This window comes from Microbulbifer epialgicus, assembly GCF_041447265.1.
Classification (GTDB): domain Bacteria; phylum Pseudomonadota; class Gammaproteobacteria; order Pseudomonadales; family Cellvibrionaceae; genus Microbulbifer; species Microbulbifer epialgicus.
This window is the reverse complement of record NZ_JBGMEK010000049.1, coordinates 1-17538: the sequence shown is the minus strand read 5'-3', so window position 1 is coordinate 17538 and position 17538 is coordinate 1. Positions and strand designations below refer to the sequence as shown.

Genomic DNA, 17538 nt, shown 5'->3' with positions numbered 1-17538 from the left:
CCCCAAATTTTTTGAGGATATTTAATGATCACTCTGACCAAAGGTAGGATTGCGCGCGCAATTTACAAAAATTGAATTGTGCTTACAAGAATATTTATAAATTAATAAATCTATAATTAATAATTAGACACAATCAACACTTCATTCTTAAAAATGCATAGAATAAAGGGGTACAAAAAGGAATATACTGAAGACGAAAATCAAATAATTTACACCAGAAAGGAATTTATTTTCAGTCGAAAACAACCCACCATATCGAAACTGGGTCAACACAGAATAAATCTTTCCAATTCAACTCAATCGACACCAAATGATAAATTGAACTACTCCGCACCTCTATACTATGTATTTGGCGACAAAATAATTTTTTCCTTGAAGTTTCCACCTGGTAACTGACGACTTAACTGCGCGCATTTACCTCCACCTTTATCCCCACTGGGTCAAAAAATACCAACTGCCTGAGATTACGCCCAGGCACACCCACCTGCTTACTGGCAACTCCTAAAGAGTCCAACCTTGCTTTTATTGGTTGAAGGTCATCTGTATGGAAAGCCACATGATCCAGGTACGGCTTTGCAGGTTGTTCACCAGAGACTTCCCCTTCAATCAGGTGAAGAATGGGTTTGCCATTTCCGTAAAGCCAAAATCCCTTGCGATTGAAATTTGGACGCTCCCCCTCAGTTAGGCCGAGGACTTCGGTATAGAAATCCCGCACGCCGACCAACTGCTCCATGGGTGCTGTGATATTGAAGTGGTCCAGCTGCATAACATCTCCCTATATTATTTATCTGGCTAACGAGCGGCACAGAGACTCTCCGCTCGGACAGTATAAAGGCTTAGCCCGGCAGCCGGTATTGCCGGGCTAAGGTTAACTGTTACACGATTCCGTTCTGGCGCAGCTCGCTAACCTGCTCTTCATCTTTACCAAGTAAATTCCGCAGAACCTCATCAGTGTGCTGGCCCAATACAGGAGGCGCCTGCTGATAGTCGAGAACAGACTCAGAAAAGATAACCGGGTTACGTACAGTCTTTACCCTGCCCGCTTCTGGGTGATCCTGCTCTACCACCATACCGCGCGCCTGCACCTGGGGATCAGCAAAGACCTCTTCCAGTGTATTGATCGGTCCACAAGGCACATGGGCATCACTGAGCTTTTCGAGCCACCAAGCAGAGCATTGCTGACGAGTCGCCTCTTCAATTTGCGGTATCAACTCCTCACGACTCACCACCCGCGCAGAATTGGTGGCATAAGCGGGATTATCAGCTAGCTGTTCAATATCAGCGATCTTACAGAAGCGCTTGAATTGATCATCGTTACCCACCGCTAACATAAAATAGCCATCTTTTGAGGGCACGGCTTGGTAAGGCACTATATTGGGGTGGCCGGTGCCCTGGCGCTCAGGACTTTTCCCAGAGGTGAGATAATTCTGCGCCTGGTTGGCGAGCCAGGCCACTTGGGTATCCAATAAGGCCAAATCGATATGCTGCCCCACTCCAGTCTGTTGGCGATGCACCACCGCTGCAAGCACGGAGGACACGGCATACATACCAGTCATCAGGTCGGCAACCGCCACCCCCACTTTTTGCGGGCCGGCACCGGGATGGCCTTCCGGCACTCCGGTAATACTCATCAAGCCTCCCATTCCCTGGATCATGGCATCGTAACCAGCACGATTCTTGTAGGGGCCGGTCTGGCCGAAGCCAGTAATAGAGCAGTAAATTACACTGGGGTTAATTGCTCTGATGGATTCATAATCCAGACCGTACTTTTTAAGGCCGCCAACCTTGTAGTTTTCCAGCAGGATATCGCAGCGTGCGGCCAATTGCTTGATCAGTTCCTGGCCCGCCTCAGTGGTGATATCCACGGTGACGGATTTCTTGCCGCGATTGGCGCTCAAGTAATAAGCCGCATCGGCGGTATCATTACCCTGCTCATCTTTCAGGTAGGGAGGGCCCCAGTGGCGCGTATCATCACCCCGCTCAGGGCGCTCCACTTTAATCACTTCTGCGCCAAAATCGGCAAATACCTGCCCAGCCCAAGGGCCTGCAAGAATACGACTGAGATCAAGTACCTTTAAATGCGCGAGCGGACCTGCCATAACTTCCTCGTTTCGCTAACACGGGGAGCATCCCCGGATAATTTTGCGGCAGCCTAACAGATATTTAGCGCCCACGCCCAACTTGGAAGCTGGCAGAAATCGCCGTACACTGAGGTGCGCAATAAAAATAAGGAGGCGCAGTATGGCCGCTATAGAAGCCCAAAAATTCGAATCATTTCGCGACTTTTATCCTTTCTACTTACAAGAACATAGCAATCTCACTTGCAGAAGACTTCACTTCCTGGGCACCACCCTGGTATTCGCTACCCTGATTGCGGCAATAACCACCGGTGACATGCTGTGGCTTGCCGTTACCCCTGTAGCCGGTTACGGGTTTGCCTGGATCGGACATTTCTTTTTCGAACACAACCGTCCCGCCACATTTAAGTATCCCTTTTACAGTTTTATGGGTGACTTTGTTATGTTTAAAGATATGTTGCTGGGCCGTATCGCGCGCTGATCTTTGCTTATTTTTTGTCCGCCGACAAGCCATATTTACGCAGCTTGTTGGCGACGGCGGTATGAGAGATGCCCAGTTCCTTTGCAAGCTGCCTGGTTGAAGGGCGCCCGGCAATCAGATCACTGAGTAGTGCCCGCTCCAGCTGTTCCATCATTTCTTTATAGGAAAGGCCCCGCCCCCAATCCCTCCAAGGCAGCTTCACCTGCAGGTCCAGCTCCGGCACATCTTGTATCTCGATTTTACTAACACTGCGCCTTCGGCAGTTAGCTGCAGCAGCTACCAAGTAGTCGCGCAGGCCGTTGAAGTTATCCGGCCAATCGTGGTGCTTGATCAACCTCTCCACCTCTCCAGCAAAATCCAATTCAGCTTCATTGGCGCATTCCTGCCGCAACAACATTTGGGCAAAGTGTGGTATCGCTGGACGCATATTGCGTAGGGGCGGCAATACAATAGCTAAGGAAGCAAATAGTTGAGCCAGGGCCGGCTGCAAAGCCTTTGTATCGCTGCAAGTAGCCACCAGACGAATAGATGGCGGCAGTGAACGCAAACGGCGTAAAAGTGCAATTTGTGCTTCGGCATTCAGGTGGTGCAGGTCTTCCAGGATTAAGGTCCCTGAAGCGCGCAGGTGCGATAATACTTCCATCTTGCCTTCCTGGGGCACTATGCGCTGGCAGTCCGATCGTGCGGCAGAGGGGGAAAGATAATGCACGGCGCAGGCAAAAGTGCTTTTACCACTACCCTGCTCACCAGTAATCAAAAGCGGGGAGGACAGCCCGGCAAGGCTTTGCAATTTCAGACAGCTCTCCCGACGCAAATCAAAATCCCAAAGGGCCGTAGGCTGCGGCAACTCGGCAATAAACTCGCTCCTTTCCCTAAGCTGCATTCGCAGGACTGCGCCCGCAAGGGAGTCCACATCGGCGGGGCTATCCAGCGCTATAGGTGACCAATCCACACGGAAACTCTTCCCTCGTACCACTACTGGCAAGCCAAAGCGGGGCACAGCAAAATCCCGCAGTAACTCGGCTACTTGCATCAAAGGCAGGAAGCGCTGCAGCTGCAGTCCCGGCACCTTATCCAGGCTAACGCCAAACGCTCTCGCAGCTGCCAAATTTGCAGCAATCACCCTGCCTTCACGATCTACGCTGAGCACCGGGTCTGTCACATGCCGCAAAAGCGTATCTAATTCAAAATAGCGCCGCTCCAGGGGCAGCAAGGAAATGCGTCTCACCCTTTGCACGCCAGGCACCCGGTAAAGGGATTTTTCTATGGTCTGGTACTGAGCAGCGAGCATTCCCGGCGCTATCAGGTAGACTTTATCACCGCTGTCACCCCCGAGCTCTCCTGAAGTGACATTAATACGATATTCGCCGAAAATTTGCATAATTTCATGCAAAATACCGACTCGATTAGCACAAGTTATCTCAATCCTCACCCGCCCACCTGTAAAGAATTCTTTACAAGAAGTGTAATTGGATTGCCCTAAGCGGCACAATAGTGTCTTCCCCCCCCTCCCCACCAGGCGCTTATCTGACTAAAAATAAAGGAGAGACATAACAACAAAGGTTCAGCGGCAGGGCAACTGGGCCCCGAAAATGACGGGGGACTGGCGGGCCGCAGGAGACAAAACCATGAAAAAAGAAGCAGCCAAGAAGAGCACAAAATACGTAGCTCGTGAACCTAATGAGCAGGGCTTTATCGAATATACGGATCTGGAACACCAGACGTGGCAACGGCTTATTGAGCGTCAACTCGAGGTTCTGCCCGGCCGCGCTTGCGACGAATATATGCACGGCCTGGAACTCCTGGACCTGCCTCGCCATCGCATTCCTCAGCTCGAAGAGGTTTCCAGCGTGCTGCGCAAGGAGACTGGCTGGGAAGTGGCAAGAGTACCCGCACTGATCGGTTTTGAGACCTTCTTTGGCCTATTAGCCGACCGAAAATTCCCGGTGGCCACTTTTATCCGCACCCCCGAGGAGTTTGACTACCTGCAGGAGCCGGATATTTTCCATGAAATTTTCGGGCACTGCGCCATGCTCACCAATCCAGCCTTTGCCAATTTCACGGAAAAATACGGGCAATTGGGCCTTCAGGCCTCGCCAAAAGAACGCGCTTACCTGGCTCGGCTCTACTGGTTTACGGTTGAATTTGGTCTGCTCAACACCAAAGATGGGCTGCGTATCTACGGTGGGGGTATTCTCTCCTCCCCCAAGGAGACTTTGTCCGCACTTAGTCATGAGCCTGAGCGCTACGATTTCTCCCCAATCGATGCCCTGCGCACGCCTTACCGCATTGATATCGTCCAACCAATCTATTACGTGCTAAACAATTTACAGCAGCTCCAAGACCTCACGGAGATCGATCTGATGTCCAAAGTGCGCGAAGCTATTGAACTCGGCCTTTTTGAACCCCGCTTCCCTCCAAAAGACGCCGCATAAGCATAAGCAGTACCCTGACGGGTCGCAGCTTGCGGCCCAGCACCCGCCCCTCTCCCACCTGCTTATTTCCCACACGCGGGGAATTTACACAAAGTGCTCTCATAAACGTTGCACTTGGGGAAAATTCCACTACCGGCATAGTAGGCCTGAGCCTATCGTTACAGCAGGTTGTGTAGAGGGAGGCAAACTACCTTCCTGCGCTATCTACACCCGGAATGCCAAACTAGCACATGGGGTTGCATGCCAGCGATGGCTTAAAAATGCAGGTAGGGACACAGAACTCCGTAGTTTTGGGAGCACTGTAGCACTATGTCCTCACTTGACGCGATTGATAGACAACTTCTTGCTATCCTCCAATCCGACGTCAGCCTTTCAATTGAGGAGCTGGCGGAGCGTGTTGGTCTAACCAAAACCCCCTGCTGGCGCCGGGTGCAAAAGCTGGAGAAAAGCGGCATTATCCGCCGCAAAGTTGCATTGCTGAATGCGGAGATCCTGGGCCTACCTGTCTCAGTATTCGCCCAGGTAAAGACCGACCAGCACACACCGGAGTGGGCGGATGCTTTTGCCGAGCACGTGGCCCAACTGCCAGAGGTGGTAGACTGCTATCGTATGGCCGGTGATTACGATTACCTGCTCAGGGTGGTAGTCAGTGATATCGCCGCTTACGACCGCTTCTATAAGGAGCTGATCAGGCGTGTAGGTATCAGCGATATTATTTCGAACTTTGCCCTGGAGCAGATTAAGAGCACTACTGAACTGCCGATTCCTGCGGAAAACAAGGATTAATACCCGGGGCATAATCGGCGGAGACTACCGGCTGTCCACACAACTATGGATAATGATGGAATCTCGCTCACTCGCAAGGATGACATGTGGCGGACAGCTCTCTCTTCCAGTCTTTCTTTTTAATTTTTAGTGGCGCGGCGATATTCGCCACCCTGGCCCTCTTCGGCCGCCAGCCGCTATTGGTCGCCTATATCGCCCTGGGTGTATTGCTCGGGCCCTCCGGGCTTGCAGTGATTGATAACCTGCGTCTGCTTTCTGATATGTCCAGCGTGGGCATTATATTTTTGCTGTTCCTGCTTGGATTAGACATGCAGCCGCAGGCCCTGATCTCAGTACTGCGCAAAGCTACTTTCGTTGGAATTGTGAGTTGCGCAATCTTTCTCGGACTGGGCTTTTGTATCGGTGAGCTATTTGGTTTTACCACTACAGAGAGCTGGGTAATCGGCATGGCCCTGATGTTTTCCAGCACCATTATCGGTATCAAGCTACTGCCCACAACAGTACTGCACCATAAACACCTGGGTGAGTTGATGGTGGGGCTGCTACTTTTCCAGGATTTTGTCGCCATCGTCTGCTTAATGATCCTGCTCAGCGACAGCGCCGGAGATATGCATCTGGGTCAAATTGCGCTCTCTTTTGGCTCACTGCCGCTGATGGTGCTATTCGCCTGGGTAGCTGTGAAATATCTTTTACTACCGCTATTCAGCCGTTTCGATCGATTCCACGAGTATATTTTCCTGATGGCCCTGGGCTGGTGTATGGGGATGGCTGAATTGGGGGAATCACTAGGATTATCGCGAGAAATTGGTGCCTTTATTGCCGGTATTACTCTTGCTGCCAGCCGGATTTCCCAATATATCGCCCTAAACCTGAAACCATTACGGGATTTCTTTCTAATCCTATTCTTCTTCAGCCTTGGGGCTCAATTCAAACTGGCCATGCTGCCGGAAATCCTGGTGCCGGCAATAGTAACTGCTACGGTAGTTTTATTGGCAAAACCGGTAGTTTTCCGCTATTTGCTGGGCAACCAGAGCGAGCTTAAAGTTCTGGCCTGGGATATTGGCTTCCGCCTGGGGCAAATCAGCGAGTTTTCCCTACTCATCGCCTTACTTGCCTATAGCCAAAACCTAATCGGCAGCGCTGCCTCTCACTTAATTCAAGCTACGGCAATTATTACCTTCCTGATCTCCTCTTATATCGTGGTGATGAATTTTCCCAATCCCATCGCAATCAAAGACGAGCTGCGCAGGGATTAACCTTGCGCAGCTGGCCGGCATTTACTACTGGGTCAGAAGGAAAGAACACACTGCACACGAGACTCGCTGTGAATACATCCCTGTAAACTCGTAATCGGCATCCATGCCTCATACGGTCCCGAGCGCAGTGTATTCTTTCCTTGCCCCTTTTTTAGTAATTTCCGGCTTGAGCGGTGCCAGTAAATGACTTAATGGCGTTTTTCAGGGCGCTAAATATACGAGGTATGTCTTTCCCAAACATCAGGTACAAGCAGGGCACCAATAAAAGTGAAATAGCCGTAGCTGCAAGGATTCCATAGCCCAGGGAGATCGCCATTGGAATCATAAATTTCGCCTGTACCGAGGTTTCAAAAATCATCGGCATCAAGCCACAGAAAGTGGTTACCGTGGTTAAAACAATCGGTCGGAAGCGGCGCGCTGCCGCACGCTTGATTGCAGTCTCAACATCAACGCCTTCCTCTCGCAAGCGATTACTGTACTCGATCATCACCAGGGTATCGTTAATCACAACACCAGCAAGAGCCACCATCCCCAACAAGCTCACCATGCTCATGCCATACCCCATGACCAAGTGCCCCAGGATTGCACCAATAACCCCAAAGGGAATCGCCACCATCACAATTAATGGCTGCATATAGCTTTTCAAGGGAATTGCCAGTAACAGATAAAGCACAGCCATAGCCAGCAGAAATGTCAGGCCAAGGGAAGCGAGCCCTTCGCGCTCATCCGCCTGACGTCCTTCGTATGAAATAGTAAGACCGGGAAACTCTGCTTGCAGCTGCGGAATAACACTGCGATCCAGCTCATTGATGACCAATGCCGCCTGATCACTGGGCTCCACATTGGCAGAGGCTGTCAGCACCCGGCGCCCCGCACGACGGTTAATGGTTGCATAAGCGCGCCCCTTATCGATAACCACGAGATCCGTAAGAGGCATCCAAAGGCCGCTGCCCGCCCGAATCATAATGTTATTAACGTCATCCATACTGACCCGCTCGCTCTCCGGCAAACGCACCATGACCTTGACCTGATCTCGGCCGCGCTGTTGCCGCAGCGCCTCATCACCATAGAGAGCCGCACGTATCTGCCGGCCAATCTCCTCAGCCGACAAGCCCAGACTCTTGGCGGTTTCAGTAAGCGTCAGGTCAAGCTGGGTTTTCCCCAGGGTAACGCCCGCATCGATATCGCTGACATTGGGAAATTTTGCCAGCTCGGCACCCAATCGCGCCGCCGCCTGATCCAGGACTGCTGTATCGATATGGCGAAGCTCAACCGTGAGAGAAGAACCTGCGCCGGGCCCTCCCCGATCGGAGGCCGTAGTCGCACTTAAAGCTCCGGCAATTACACCAACTTCTTTCCGCCAGGCACGGACAAACTCACCGGTGGAAAATTCTCGCTGATCCGATGGCACGAAGAAAAAGTCCACCTGGACTGAGTCATCTCCCATCAAACCGCGATTACCGAGAAATACAGCGTCGTGATCGTATTGCTCCAGAACCTTGTTGCCACCGGCAATAATCTGGGATCTGGCTTTCTCCAACTGGTGTTGCGCTGTTCCCGTGGGGAAAGTCACCGCAAAGCGACCGGAATCCCGCTCTACCCTGGGCATCAACGTAAAGCCCATACGACCACTGGCGGCATAGCCACCAACTACCAGCAGCGTGGAAATGGCAATTGCGATAGTGGTGTATCGGTGTCGCACACAGGCTTCAAGCAACGGGCGGAATCGCTCCTGTACAAATCGATCCAGGCCACGAGCCAATCTCTCCTGGCGGGCTGCAAAACGTTGCGCCCGCGGACTTTTATAGCCTCGGCGCGAATGGGCCAGATGCGCAGGTAGAATAAACAGTGCTTCAACCCAGGAGATAATAAATACCGAGCCCACAACGAAGGGAATAACGCCAAAGATTTTTCCCATAAATCCAGGCAGCGCCATCAACGGGATAAAAGCGACAATATTGGTGAGGATGGCGAATGTCAGGGGAACGGCCACCTGCCTGGCACCAGCGATTGCCGCCTGTAAATTGCTATAACCCTTCTGGCGCCACTCGTGAATATTTTCGCCGGCAATAATTGCATCATCCACCACAATACCCAGGGCGATGATAAAGGCGAACATACTCACCATACTGATAGAAATATCCAACCCGGGCAGGAAAAGCAACGCGCCGAGGAAACTAATTGGAATACCCAGTGTTACCCAGAAAGCCAGGCGCAATTCCAGGAAAGCCCCAAGTACAACAAAAACCAGCAACAAACCGATAAAGCCGTTTTTTAGTAACAGCGACAAGCGCTCCTTAAAAATCTCGGAATCATCATCGCGGATAGTGAGGCTCACTCCCTGCGGCAACGACGCCCGAACTTCATCAATAACTTCCCTTGCGGCATCGCTCACACTCAGTGGAGTCTGGTCTCCCACCCGATAAATTTTGATACCAACGGCCGGCTCACCGTTAAACACCATATTGCGGGCCTCATCCTCGAGGGCATCGCTGATAGTAGCGATATCACGCAAATAAACCGCGCCACCGCCACCACCCTGGGTAACAACAATATCGCCAAATTCCCGCGCCCAATCACGCCGTTCGGTAACCCGCACCAGAATTTCACCGGCATCGGTTTTAACACTACCGGTGGGAATATCCACTGCAGCGTTTTGAACAATTGTGGCCACCTGGGCCAGGGTCAGGTCATAGCGGCGCAGATCGTCACGGCGTATTTCCACCGCCACTTCCAAATCGCGGACACCCTGGGCCTCCAGCTGGGTTATGCCACTGTGGGCCTCCAATTTGTCATACACCTGCATGGCAATTGCGCGCAGGCTCCGCTCATCCAGGTTGCCATGAAGGACCAGATCCAATACATCGCGCTTGCGTTCGGCCAGGTTCACCTGGGGCCGCTCAATATCGGCGGGAAATGTCGTTACCGAATCGATCGCCTGTTGGATATTTTGATAGACAAGATTGGCATCGGCATCACCTTCCAGCTCCAGGTTGAGTACGGCAGAGCCTTCCCGGGCACTGCCACGCATCTCCTTAATACCCACCAAGCCCTGCACCGCCTGCTCGGCCGCTACCAGCACCCCGCGTTCAACTTCCTCCGGACTGGCGCCAGGATAAGAAATGGAAACGCTGACCAAATCCAAACTGAATTCAGGAAAAACCTCTTTCTTGACGATCACGGAAAATATCAGCCCGCCGACAAGAAACACCAGCATCAGCAAGTTTGCGGTGACATGATTTCGCGCCATCCAGGCGATGGCGCCCGTTTTGGTATCGATATCTCCGTCTTCCACTCTCAGCTCATTCATTCGCGCCTCCGCCACGAGGGCCTTTTCTAGTGGAATTTTCGGCAGAGGCCGCCGCATCTGCCGGTGGCAGACGGGACAGGTTAATCTCTCCAGCGATCCGCACGGGCATTCCCTCGGTAACTGTAATCAGGCGCGTAGTCACCAGGGTTTCACCCCCACTGAGACCTTTCTCCAGTACTGCGTAATCCCCGCTGGTATAAGCCACTTCAACCGGCAAAACCGCAGTGCGGTTATCCCGCACTACCCATACGTTATCGCCGTCCTGTAGTGCGCTTAATGGAATCCGCACACGCTCCTGCTCACTTTGGGAAACAATCTCGACCCGCGCGAGATCATTCAGTAACAACTGGGGCTGCGATGGGTCCTGAACAGATAGCGGGTCGTCTAATTCCACCAACACACTGGCAAGCCTGCCCTGCTCTTCCAACACTGGAATCACGCGAACGAATTCACCACGACGATAAATACCTGCGGGCCATTGGCTGCCATAAATACGCACTTCAATATCACTGCTATTCAGGCGATACAGTTGAGAGGCTGGCACTTCCACAGCAATCTGGAAGCGATCGGCACTGGCTAGGCTATAAAGCGTATCCCCGGGAGACACCCGATCACCCACATCCACACTGCGACTCACTACAAGTGCATCGAAAGGCGCTCGGACCTGAGTGAGACGGAGGTTGCGCTGGGCAAGTGCGACATCGGCCTCTGCAGCCTCCACGCCAGCCTCGGCAGCGGCCTGCTGGGGTTCACGTAGCACCAGTGCGCGGTCGGCATCTGAGAGAGTTGTGCCAAGCAGCTCATATTCCTCCAAAGCCACCTGCTGCTGGCCACGCTCCTGCTGGAGTTCCGCTCGGCTTTTGGCAAGGGTACTTTGAGCAGTTTTTAGCGCCAGCTGATAGGGTTCCTGCTCTATACGAAGCAACACCTTACCTTTTGGCAGAACCGCACCTGGCCCCAGATCGTAATCAAGCCATTCAACCTGTCCATCCACCTGCGGTTCCAACTCCGCCTGTTCGCGCGCCGCCACTGTTCCCAGGGCACTCAGGGTAAAAGAAAAACGCCCCTGCTCTGCCACGGCAACATCCACCGCCGGTGCTGACACCTTGCGCTCACCACGTCCCACGGTGGGTTTCTCACGGATCAACCAGCTGGAAAGCAAAAATGCCAAAACCAGCAAAACTACAGGCATCAGCAAGCGCCAATTGAATTTATTCAGCATTAAGAATTCCCCTCCAGGTACAGCTCCAGATCCACTGGCTCAGGCACGGGGAGGTCCTCCTGTGGAAGCCCCCCGGAAAGCGCGCGGTAAAGTGTCACTCGGTTTTCAATCAACTGGCGTTCAGCGGAAAGCACCTCACGCGCCAGATTTTGGTAATCGGTCGTCGCGGTTAGAACGTTGAGGAAGTCCACAGTGCCATTGATATAGGCGCGACTGCGCCGCTGGGCAATCAACTCCGACAGGCGCTCACGCTCCCGCAGGTGCCCAAGCTCCTGCTCAATGGCGCGCTCGCGAATTAAGGCCTGTTCAACCTCTGATAGCGCTTCATTCACCGTACTGCGATACAGCGCCCAGCTTTCCTGCAAGACCGCATCCTGCTGATCTCGCTTGGAAACCAGTGCCCCACCATCAAAAATGACACCCTCAATAGAAGCGGCAATCGCAATCAGCCAGTTCTCGGTAATATCGCTTATCAGGCTGGTGCCATTACTGGCGACAGCGGACAAACTGAGCACAGGAAGCCGATCCGCCCAAGACTGGTCCGCCAAGTGGTAATCCTGAAGCAGGTTGCGCTGGGCCTCACGCACATCCGGGCGGCGCAACAATAACTGGGAGGGAATACCGGTATCTGGCAGTCCTGGCAATACAGGCAAGCTTGCCACCTCTTGGATATAGCCTTCCAATTGGGGCTCATTGGTCCCAAGCAGAGCAGCTAACTGTACCTTGAGCGTTTCGATATCGGATTCGGTCTGCTCCAGTTCCTGCTCAGACCTCTGAACAAGCTGGCGTTGCTGCAACACATCGGCAGCATCTGTGACACCGCGACCAAATCGCAACTCCAATACCTTCAGACTCTTGCGATTGGTCTCAAATTGCTGCTCCAGCAAATCGCGCTGCCCCCACTGCTCGCGCAGCTGTAACCAGGTAGCAGACACTTCAGAAGCCAAACTGAGAGCCGCAGTCTGAAGGTTTTGTTCCTGTGCCAGGAAGCCCGCCTCAGCAGCATTGGCACCGGAGCGTACGCGCCCCCACAAATCCACTTCATAACTGGCAGCGATACGGGTGCTCCAGCTGTTGCCCTCGTTAGACGGGTCAGTAAATTCACCGGATGAATAGCGCTGCTCGGTATTTTCCACCTGGGCGGTCACACTGGGCCAGAATCCCGAGCGCGCTCCCCGGGCCGCGGCGGCAGCTTGCTCAAGACGCCAGTAACTGGCCTGCAGGCTCGGATTGTCCCGCAGGGCCAAGTGAACCAGTTGATCTAATTGCGGGTCATGAAAGCTACGCCACCAGCGCAATTCCGGAGCCACACTGCCGGAAGCACCAAAAGTTTGCGGCAGCCCTAAAATTTCCTGCGATTGAGGGGTTTCTACAGGTTGTGAAGAACAGCTGGCAAGCAAGGGAATACAAATTGCCAAAACGCGGGAAAAGCACAAGGAATATCACCGAAAAAGAGTTTTAAGCCATTAAAGGTAGAGATTTATTGCGTGCATTATCTCGCCGAAAAAATACCCGGCAAGGCGTTTTACTCTTGTTTACAAACCGGGGGGGGAAATCCTGTGAAATTTTGCCGTCTGCAAGAGTGCTCCAACGCAACTACTTAGGTATGATGCGTCACACTAAACTGAATGGTCACCGGGAATTGCCGCGGGATTCTTCAATAGTCCCCAAGCCAATCGGTGTTGGCCAGGCACTCTTTAAGCCTGACCAACTGGACATCCGGTGCAGATTAATAACGGAAGTAGAAGAGACAAGCCATGAGTAAACATCAGCCCCTCGCCCATTGGGACGACATTTTGCTGCTGGACCAGCAGCTGACCGACGAAGAGCGTATGGTGCGCGACGCCGCGCGCGAGTACTGCCAGGACAAGCTGATGCCCAGAGTCCTCGAGGCAAACCGCCACGAAATCTTTGACCGTGAAATCATGAGCGAAATGGGTGAACTTGGTCTGCTCGGTTCCACCATCGAGGGCTACGGCTGTGCCGGTCTCAACTACGTTTCCTACGGCCTGGTAGCGCGCGAAGTAGAGCGCGTGGACTCCGGTTACCGCTCCGCCATGAGCGTACAGTCCAGCCTGGTTATGCACCCCATATACGCCTACGGCAGCGAAGAGCAAAAGCAGAAGTACCTGCCCAAGCTGGCCACCGGTGAGTGGATTGGCTGCTTTGGCCTGACCGAGCCGGATGCAGGTTCCGATCCCGGTGGCATGAAAACCCGCGCCAAGAAGGTTGACGGCGGCTACCGCCTGAGCGGCTCCAAGATGTGGATCACCAACAGCCCGATTGCCGACGTATTCGTAGTCTGGGCAAAAGACGATGAAGACATCATTCGCGGCTTCGTACTGGAAAAAGGTATGGAAGGCCTGTCGGCTCCGAAGATCGAAGGCAAGTTCTCCCTGCGTGCCTCCATCACTGGTGAAATCGTGATGGATAATGTTTTCGCACCGGAAGAAAACAAATTCCCGGAAATCGGCGGCCTGCGCGGCCCCTTCGGCTGTCTAAACCGCGCCCGCTACGGCATTTCCTGGGGCGCCATGGGTGCCGGTGAGTTCTGCTGGCACGCCGCTCGCCAGTACGGCCTGGATCGTAAACAGTTCAACCGTCCGCTGGCTCAAACCCAACTGTTCCAGAAGAAACTGGCAGACATGCAAACTGAGATCACCCTGGGCCTGCAGGCTTCCCTGCGCGTTGGCCGCATCATGGACGAGAACAAGCAATTCGACCCGACCATGATCTCCCTGGTGAAGCGCAACAACTGTGGCAAGGCCCTGGAAATCGCCCGTATCTCCCGCGATATGCACGGCGGCAACGGTATCTCCGACGAGTTCCACGTAATTCGCCACGTGATGAACCTGGAAGCGGTAAACACCTACGAGGGTACCCACGACGTACACGCCCTGATCCTCGGTCGCGCCCAGACCGGACTGCAGGCTTTCGTTTAAGGCCCGCATACAGGCGCACCCCCGGCACTTGCCGGCGGGTGCGCCAGCACCCTTTTCTCTAGCCTTTCCCGCTTTTTAGCTCGGTATCTCAATATTCGATTTCAATACTGTTCTCCCTCCGTACCAGTTGATTACGTCACACACTGTCGACCCCTCTCTCCCCATGGCAAATAAGGAGTGCTATTCTCCCCTGCTTTGCGAGTCTGTGGATTTAAAGACAATATGGATCAACTGCTGCATTGGTTCGACCTGATCGGCATAGCGGTATTTGCCTTCAGCGGAGTGCTTGCCGCGGGACACAAACAAATGGACCTGTTCGGCGCCGTAGTACTCGCCTGCGTCACCTCGACGGGTGGAGGCACCATCCGCGACATCATTCTCAACATCCCGGTTTTCTGGCTACAGGAACCTTACTACCTGTGGATTGCCGTAATCACCGGTGTGGTCAGCTTTTACCTGATACGCTATTTACAGGTACCCATGCGCCTACTGATGTTTGCCGATGCTATTGGCCTCGCAGTATTTGTGGTGATCGGCACCCAGAAGGGCCTCGAAATGGGTTATTCCGCCACTATCGCCATAGTAATGGGGATGATGACAGGCACCTTTGGTGGCGTTATCCGCGACGTGCTGTCCGGGGATATTCCCTTGCTGCTGCGCAGGGAAATATATGCTACTGCCGCCCTCACCGGCGCTGCCGTTTTGGTTGCCCTGGATGCCAGCGGCATACTACCTGGGGACCTGGTAGTGGCCATCGCTGTACTCGTCATCCTGTCTATCAGGCTGGCCGCCCTGCGCTGGAACCTTTCGGCCCCAACAGCACGCTTTGGCAATCACTGACTCGCGCCAGGCATGAACCCAAAACCACACAAACCAGTTTTACCCACAGGAAAAACCCCCGTGCGAAATTTCCGCCCTCTCACCGCCATATTTATCCTTATCTGCCTGCTGGCCAGCGCCTGTGAGCGGGCTGGTCAAAAGAAGGATGCCGGAGAGACCAAGGGGCACAACAGCTACACTCGCCTGATTTCCAAACCCTGCTGGTTTGAAACCGATGATAGCTGGCCGTTCACCCAATGCTTTATGATGGAAGTACCAGAAGACTACGCTCACCCATCCCGACGCAAAGTCCGTTTCCCGGTAATCCGATTCCGCGCTAATGAGCCCGACTCGAGTAAGGCACCACTGCTACATCTGGGTGCCGGTGGTCCGGGCGCGAGTATGGGACTTGAACCCGAAAATGCCAGCGATTGGTTGTGGCTGAATTACGCAGCCATGACTGTGGAAGATGGACGCGATCTGATTGTGATCGACCCTCGCGGCACCGGAATGGCTAGACCGCGCCTCACCTGCAGCGAGTTCATTGAAGATGCTCAAACTGCCTTCCAACGCAATCTCTCGCCGGAAGAAGAAGCCCGAGTTTTCGCTTTCAGTATGGAGCGCTGCTATAGCCGCCTAAGCAAAGGGGCGGATATGGCGCAGTACAATAGCGCCATCGTTGCCAAAGATGTAGACGAGTTGCGCAAACTATTGAAAATCGACAAGCTGGACCTTTACGGTGTCTCCTATTCCTCACGCTATGCCCTTACCTACGCGCGAGATTACCCGGACTCAGTACGTGCCCTGGTATTGAATAGCGCTGTATTTCCGAATATCTCCTACACCCAACAACTGGCCCAGGACTCCCTGGCAGCTTATGAGCGCGGCCTGAAGCATTGTACCGAAGACAAGAAATGTAACAGCCGCTATCCTGACCTAGGCCGTCGCCTGGAGAACCTGGTGCAGACTTTAGATGAAGAGCCACGCACCATATCTATCAAACACCGCTATTCAAACCAACCCTACCCGTTCGTGCTTTCCGGCCAGCGCCTGCTTCGGGTGCTATTTCAGGCACTGTACAATGAAAATTTTTACAGTGAACTGCCAAAAGTGATTGAGGGACTGGAAAATAAGAGCGACGAGAGGCTGGAGCCCGCTCAAAAGGCTATCGGGCACTTTATGGAGATAGTGTTGGACCCCTATTTTGGCGACGCGTCCGGTGTCAGCCACTTCTGTTATGAAGAGGCCCCCTTTGTAGACTTTGATCAGGCTCGGGCCAATGCCGAAGACACCGGAATCCTTGGTGGCGCTGTGCGTTCAGACCTAAACCTTTTGCAGTTACAGTGCCGTATCTGGGCAATTCCCTCAGCTCCCTTAATGGAGTCACAACCGATTGCCACACCTGCGCCAGTGATGGTTCTGCACGGTGGCCTCGACCCAGTATTGTCGGCTGAGGATGTGAATACCGCACGCAAAGCACTCCCCAACCACCAATGGTTGCTGTTCCCGCAACTTGCCCACGATATTATTTCAGCCAGCAGCTGTGCTGAGAAAGCAGCCGCGCGCTTTCTTAACAATCCGATAAAAGACCAGACAGAAACCACTATGAATTGCCGCAAAGCGGAGCTGGCCGACCAGGAAACCACTCAACAAGAAAGGCAGGAAGAGCAGCAGGTAGAAATTGAAAATAGCGATACTGAAACTCCGACCAGCGAAGCCCCAGCGCCGGAAAGCGGCCAGTAACCTGTTTGAATATCCCTTTGCTAAATCGAGTTAAGGTCCCTGTTATTACGGGGCTCAAGTACCCCTATATGAAAGACGTTTGTTACTGGTACTACCGGATTGCGCGGAATGCCTGTGACTTAGAGGAAGGTGTCAAACCCCTGGCTGAAGTTCAGCGGATTGTTACCAATGCGGAATTCCGTTCCATGGGTGGAGGTGACACTGATGAATGCCCCGTGCTTCCTTAAGAATTTTTAGTAGCTTCGATAAGCTTAATATCATTTTTAGGTTTTTATTAACTTTTCACTAATTAGTCGACCCTGAAAAAAGTCGCTAGGCCTTGCGGTACTAGGACTACGTGGATATATGACATAGCCATTTCGACCAGTTTTCGCTATTCTGATCCAAATTTCTGGTCGAAATGCTCAAGGATAATGATGCTCACGGACACCGATCAGTACCAACAAACCAGCTTTTTTGGCACCGA

General features: G+C 53.0%; 14 protein-coding genes. 8 read left to right on the top strand and 6 right to left on the bottom strand.

Annotation, left to right across the window (positions count from 1 at the left end; all coding sequences use genetic code 11):
- Positions 1-400 precede the first annotated feature (400 nt).
- Both ACCI49_RS17110 and ACCI49_RS17105 read right to left on the bottom strand, forming a co-directional pair.
- The gene (locus ACCI49_RS17110) at positions 401-766 is read right to left on the bottom strand and encodes a VOC family protein (protein WP_371840329.1); all 366 of its coding nucleotides are present in this window, start codon (positions 764-766) and stop codon (positions 401-403) included.
- A 109-nt stretch (positions 767-875) separates the two neighbouring features.
- Positions 876-2099 (bottom strand): CaiB/BaiF CoA transferase family protein, encoded by a 1224-nt coding sequence (locus ACCI49_RS17105; RefSeq protein ID WP_371840328.1) that lies wholly within the window; start codon positions 2097-2099, stop codon positions 876-878.
- Between the two features lie 142 nt (positions 2100-2241).
- On the opposite strand from ACCI49_RS17105, the gene ACCI49_RS17100 reads away from it, so the two are divergent.
- A complete protein-coding gene (locus ACCI49_RS17100) occupies positions 2242-2559 on the top strand; it encodes an Mpo1-like protein (RefSeq protein WP_371840327.1) in 318 nt (105 codons plus the stop codon).
- 7 nt (positions 2560-2566) lie between these two features.
- Here ACCI49_RS17100 and ACCI49_RS17095 read toward each other — a convergent pair whose 3' ends face one another.
- Positions 2567-3940, bottom strand: a complete 1374-nt coding sequence (locus ACCI49_RS17095) for a TyrR/PhhR family helix-turn-helix DNA-binding protein (protein WP_371840326.1) — start codon at positions 3938-3940, stop codon at positions 2567-2569.
- Positions 3941-4187: 247 nt separating this feature from the next.
- On the opposite strand from ACCI49_RS17095, the gene phhA reads away from it, so the two are divergent.
- From phhA to ACCI49_RS17080, 3 genes are all read left to right on the top strand, one after another.
- On the top strand, positions 4188-4994 hold the full coding sequence (gene phhA / locus ACCI49_RS17090; protein ID WP_371840325.1) for a phenylalanine 4-monooxygenase: 807 nt from the start codon (positions 4188-4190) through the stop codon (positions 4992-4994).
- Between the two features lie 309 nt (positions 4995-5303).
- Positions 5304-5780: an Lrp/AsnC family transcriptional regulator gene (locus ACCI49_RS17085; RefSeq protein ID WP_020413005.1), complete on the top strand. Its 477-nt coding sequence runs from the start codon at positions 5304-5306 to the stop codon at positions 5778-5780.
- A gap of 86 nt (positions 5781-5866) precedes the next feature.
- Positions 5867-7036 carry a cation:proton antiporter domain-containing protein gene (locus ACCI49_RS17080; RefSeq protein WP_371840324.1) on the top strand — a complete coding sequence of 390 codons (1170 nt, stop codon included), beginning with the start codon at positions 5867-5869 and terminating at the stop codon, positions 7034-7036.
- Positions 7037-7187: 151 nt separating this feature from the next.
- Here the strand turns inward: ACCI49_RS17080 and ACCI49_RS17075 are convergent, their stop codons facing one another.
- Genes ACCI49_RS17075 through ACCI49_RS17065 form a run of 3 tightly spaced genes read right to left on the bottom strand, consistent with a single transcriptional unit; the run spans position 7188 to position 13004 of the window.
- The gene (locus tag ACCI49_RS17075) at positions 7188-10346 is read right to left on the bottom strand and encodes an efflux RND transporter permease subunit (protein WP_371840322.1); all 3159 of its coding nucleotides are present in this window, start codon (positions 10344-10346) and stop codon (positions 7188-7190) included.
- A complete protein-coding gene (locus ACCI49_RS17070; protein ID WP_371840321.1) occupies positions 10339-11568 on the bottom strand; it encodes an efflux RND transporter periplasmic adaptor subunit in 1230 nt (409 codons plus the stop codon). Before ACCI49_RS17070 ends, ACCI49_RS17075 begins: the two co-directional genes overlap by 8 nt.
- Positions 11568-13004, bottom strand: coding sequence for an efflux transporter outer membrane subunit (locus ACCI49_RS17065; protein ID WP_371840320.1), 1437 nt, complete (start codon positions 13002-13004; stop codon positions 11568-11570). Before ACCI49_RS17065 ends, ACCI49_RS17070 begins: the two co-directional genes overlap by 1 nt.
- Before the next feature lie 321 nt (positions 13005-13325).
- On the opposite strand from ACCI49_RS17065, the gene ACCI49_RS17060 reads away from it, so the two are divergent.
- The 4 genes from ACCI49_RS17060 (at position 13326) to ACCI49_RS17045 (ending at position 17299) form a co-directional block, all read left to right on the top strand.
- On the top strand, positions 13326-14510 hold the full coding sequence (locus ACCI49_RS17060) for an acyl-CoA dehydrogenase (protein ID WP_371840319.1): 1185 nt from the start codon (positions 13326-13328) through the stop codon (positions 14508-14510).
- A gap of 222 nt (positions 14511-14732) precedes the next feature.
- Complete coding sequence (locus ACCI49_RS17055; RefSeq protein ID WP_371840318.1) at positions 14733-15350, top strand: trimeric intracellular cation channel family protein; 618 nt, start codon at positions 14733-14735, stop codon at positions 15348-15350.
- A gap of 60 nt (positions 15351-15410) precedes the next feature.
- On the top strand, positions 15411-17072 hold the full coding sequence (locus ACCI49_RS17050; protein ID WP_371840317.1) for an alpha/beta fold hydrolase: 1662 nt from the start codon (positions 15411-15413) through the stop codon (positions 17070-17072).
- A gap of 68 nt (positions 17073-17140) precedes the next feature.
- Complete coding sequence (locus tag ACCI49_RS17045; protein ID WP_371840316.1) at positions 17141-17299, top strand: hypothetical protein; 159 nt, start codon at positions 17141-17143, stop codon at positions 17297-17299.
- Positions 17300-17538: the final 239 nt, after the last annotated feature.

Coding starts and splice junctions, on each gene's coding strand:
- ACCI49_RS17110 (WP_371840329.1), bottom strand. CDS start 766: ATGCAGCTGGACCACTTCAATATCACAGCACCCATGGAGCAGTTGGTC.
- ACCI49_RS17105 (WP_371840328.1), bottom strand. CDS start 2,099: ATGGCAGGTCCGCTCGCGCATTTAAAGGTACTTGATCTCAGTCGTATT.
- ACCI49_RS17100 (WP_371840327.1), top strand. CDS start 2,242: ATGGCCGCTATAGAAGCCCAAAAATTCGAATCATTTCGCGACTTTTAT.
- ACCI49_RS17095 (WP_371840326.1), bottom strand. CDS start 3,940: ATGCAAATTTTCGGCGAATATCGTATTAATGTCACTTCAGGAGAGCTC.
- phhA (WP_371840325.1), top strand. CDS start 4,188: ATGAAAAAAGAAGCAGCCAAGAAGAGCACAAAATACGTAGCTCGTGAA.
- ACCI49_RS17085 (WP_020413005.1), top strand. CDS start 5,304: ATGTCCTCACTTGACGCGATTGATAGACAACTTCTTGCTATCCTCCAA.
- ACCI49_RS17075 (WP_371840322.1), bottom strand. CDS start 10,346: ATGAATGAGCTGAGAGTGGAAGACGGAGATATCGATACCAAAACGGGC.
- ACCI49_RS17070 (WP_371840321.1), bottom strand. CDS start 11,568: ATGCTGAATAAATTCAATTGGCGCTTGCTGATGCCTGTAGTTTTGCTG.
- ACCI49_RS17060 (WP_371840319.1), top strand. CDS start 13,326: ATGAGTAAACATCAGCCCCTCGCCCATTGGGACGACATTTTGCTGCTG.
- ACCI49_RS17055 (WP_371840318.1), top strand. CDS start 14,733: ATGGATCAACTGCTGCATTGGTTCGACCTGATCGGCATAGCGGTATTT.
- ACCI49_RS17045 (WP_371840316.1), top strand. CDS start 17,141: ATGAAAGACGTTTGTTACTGGTACTACCGGATTGCGCGGAATGCCTGT.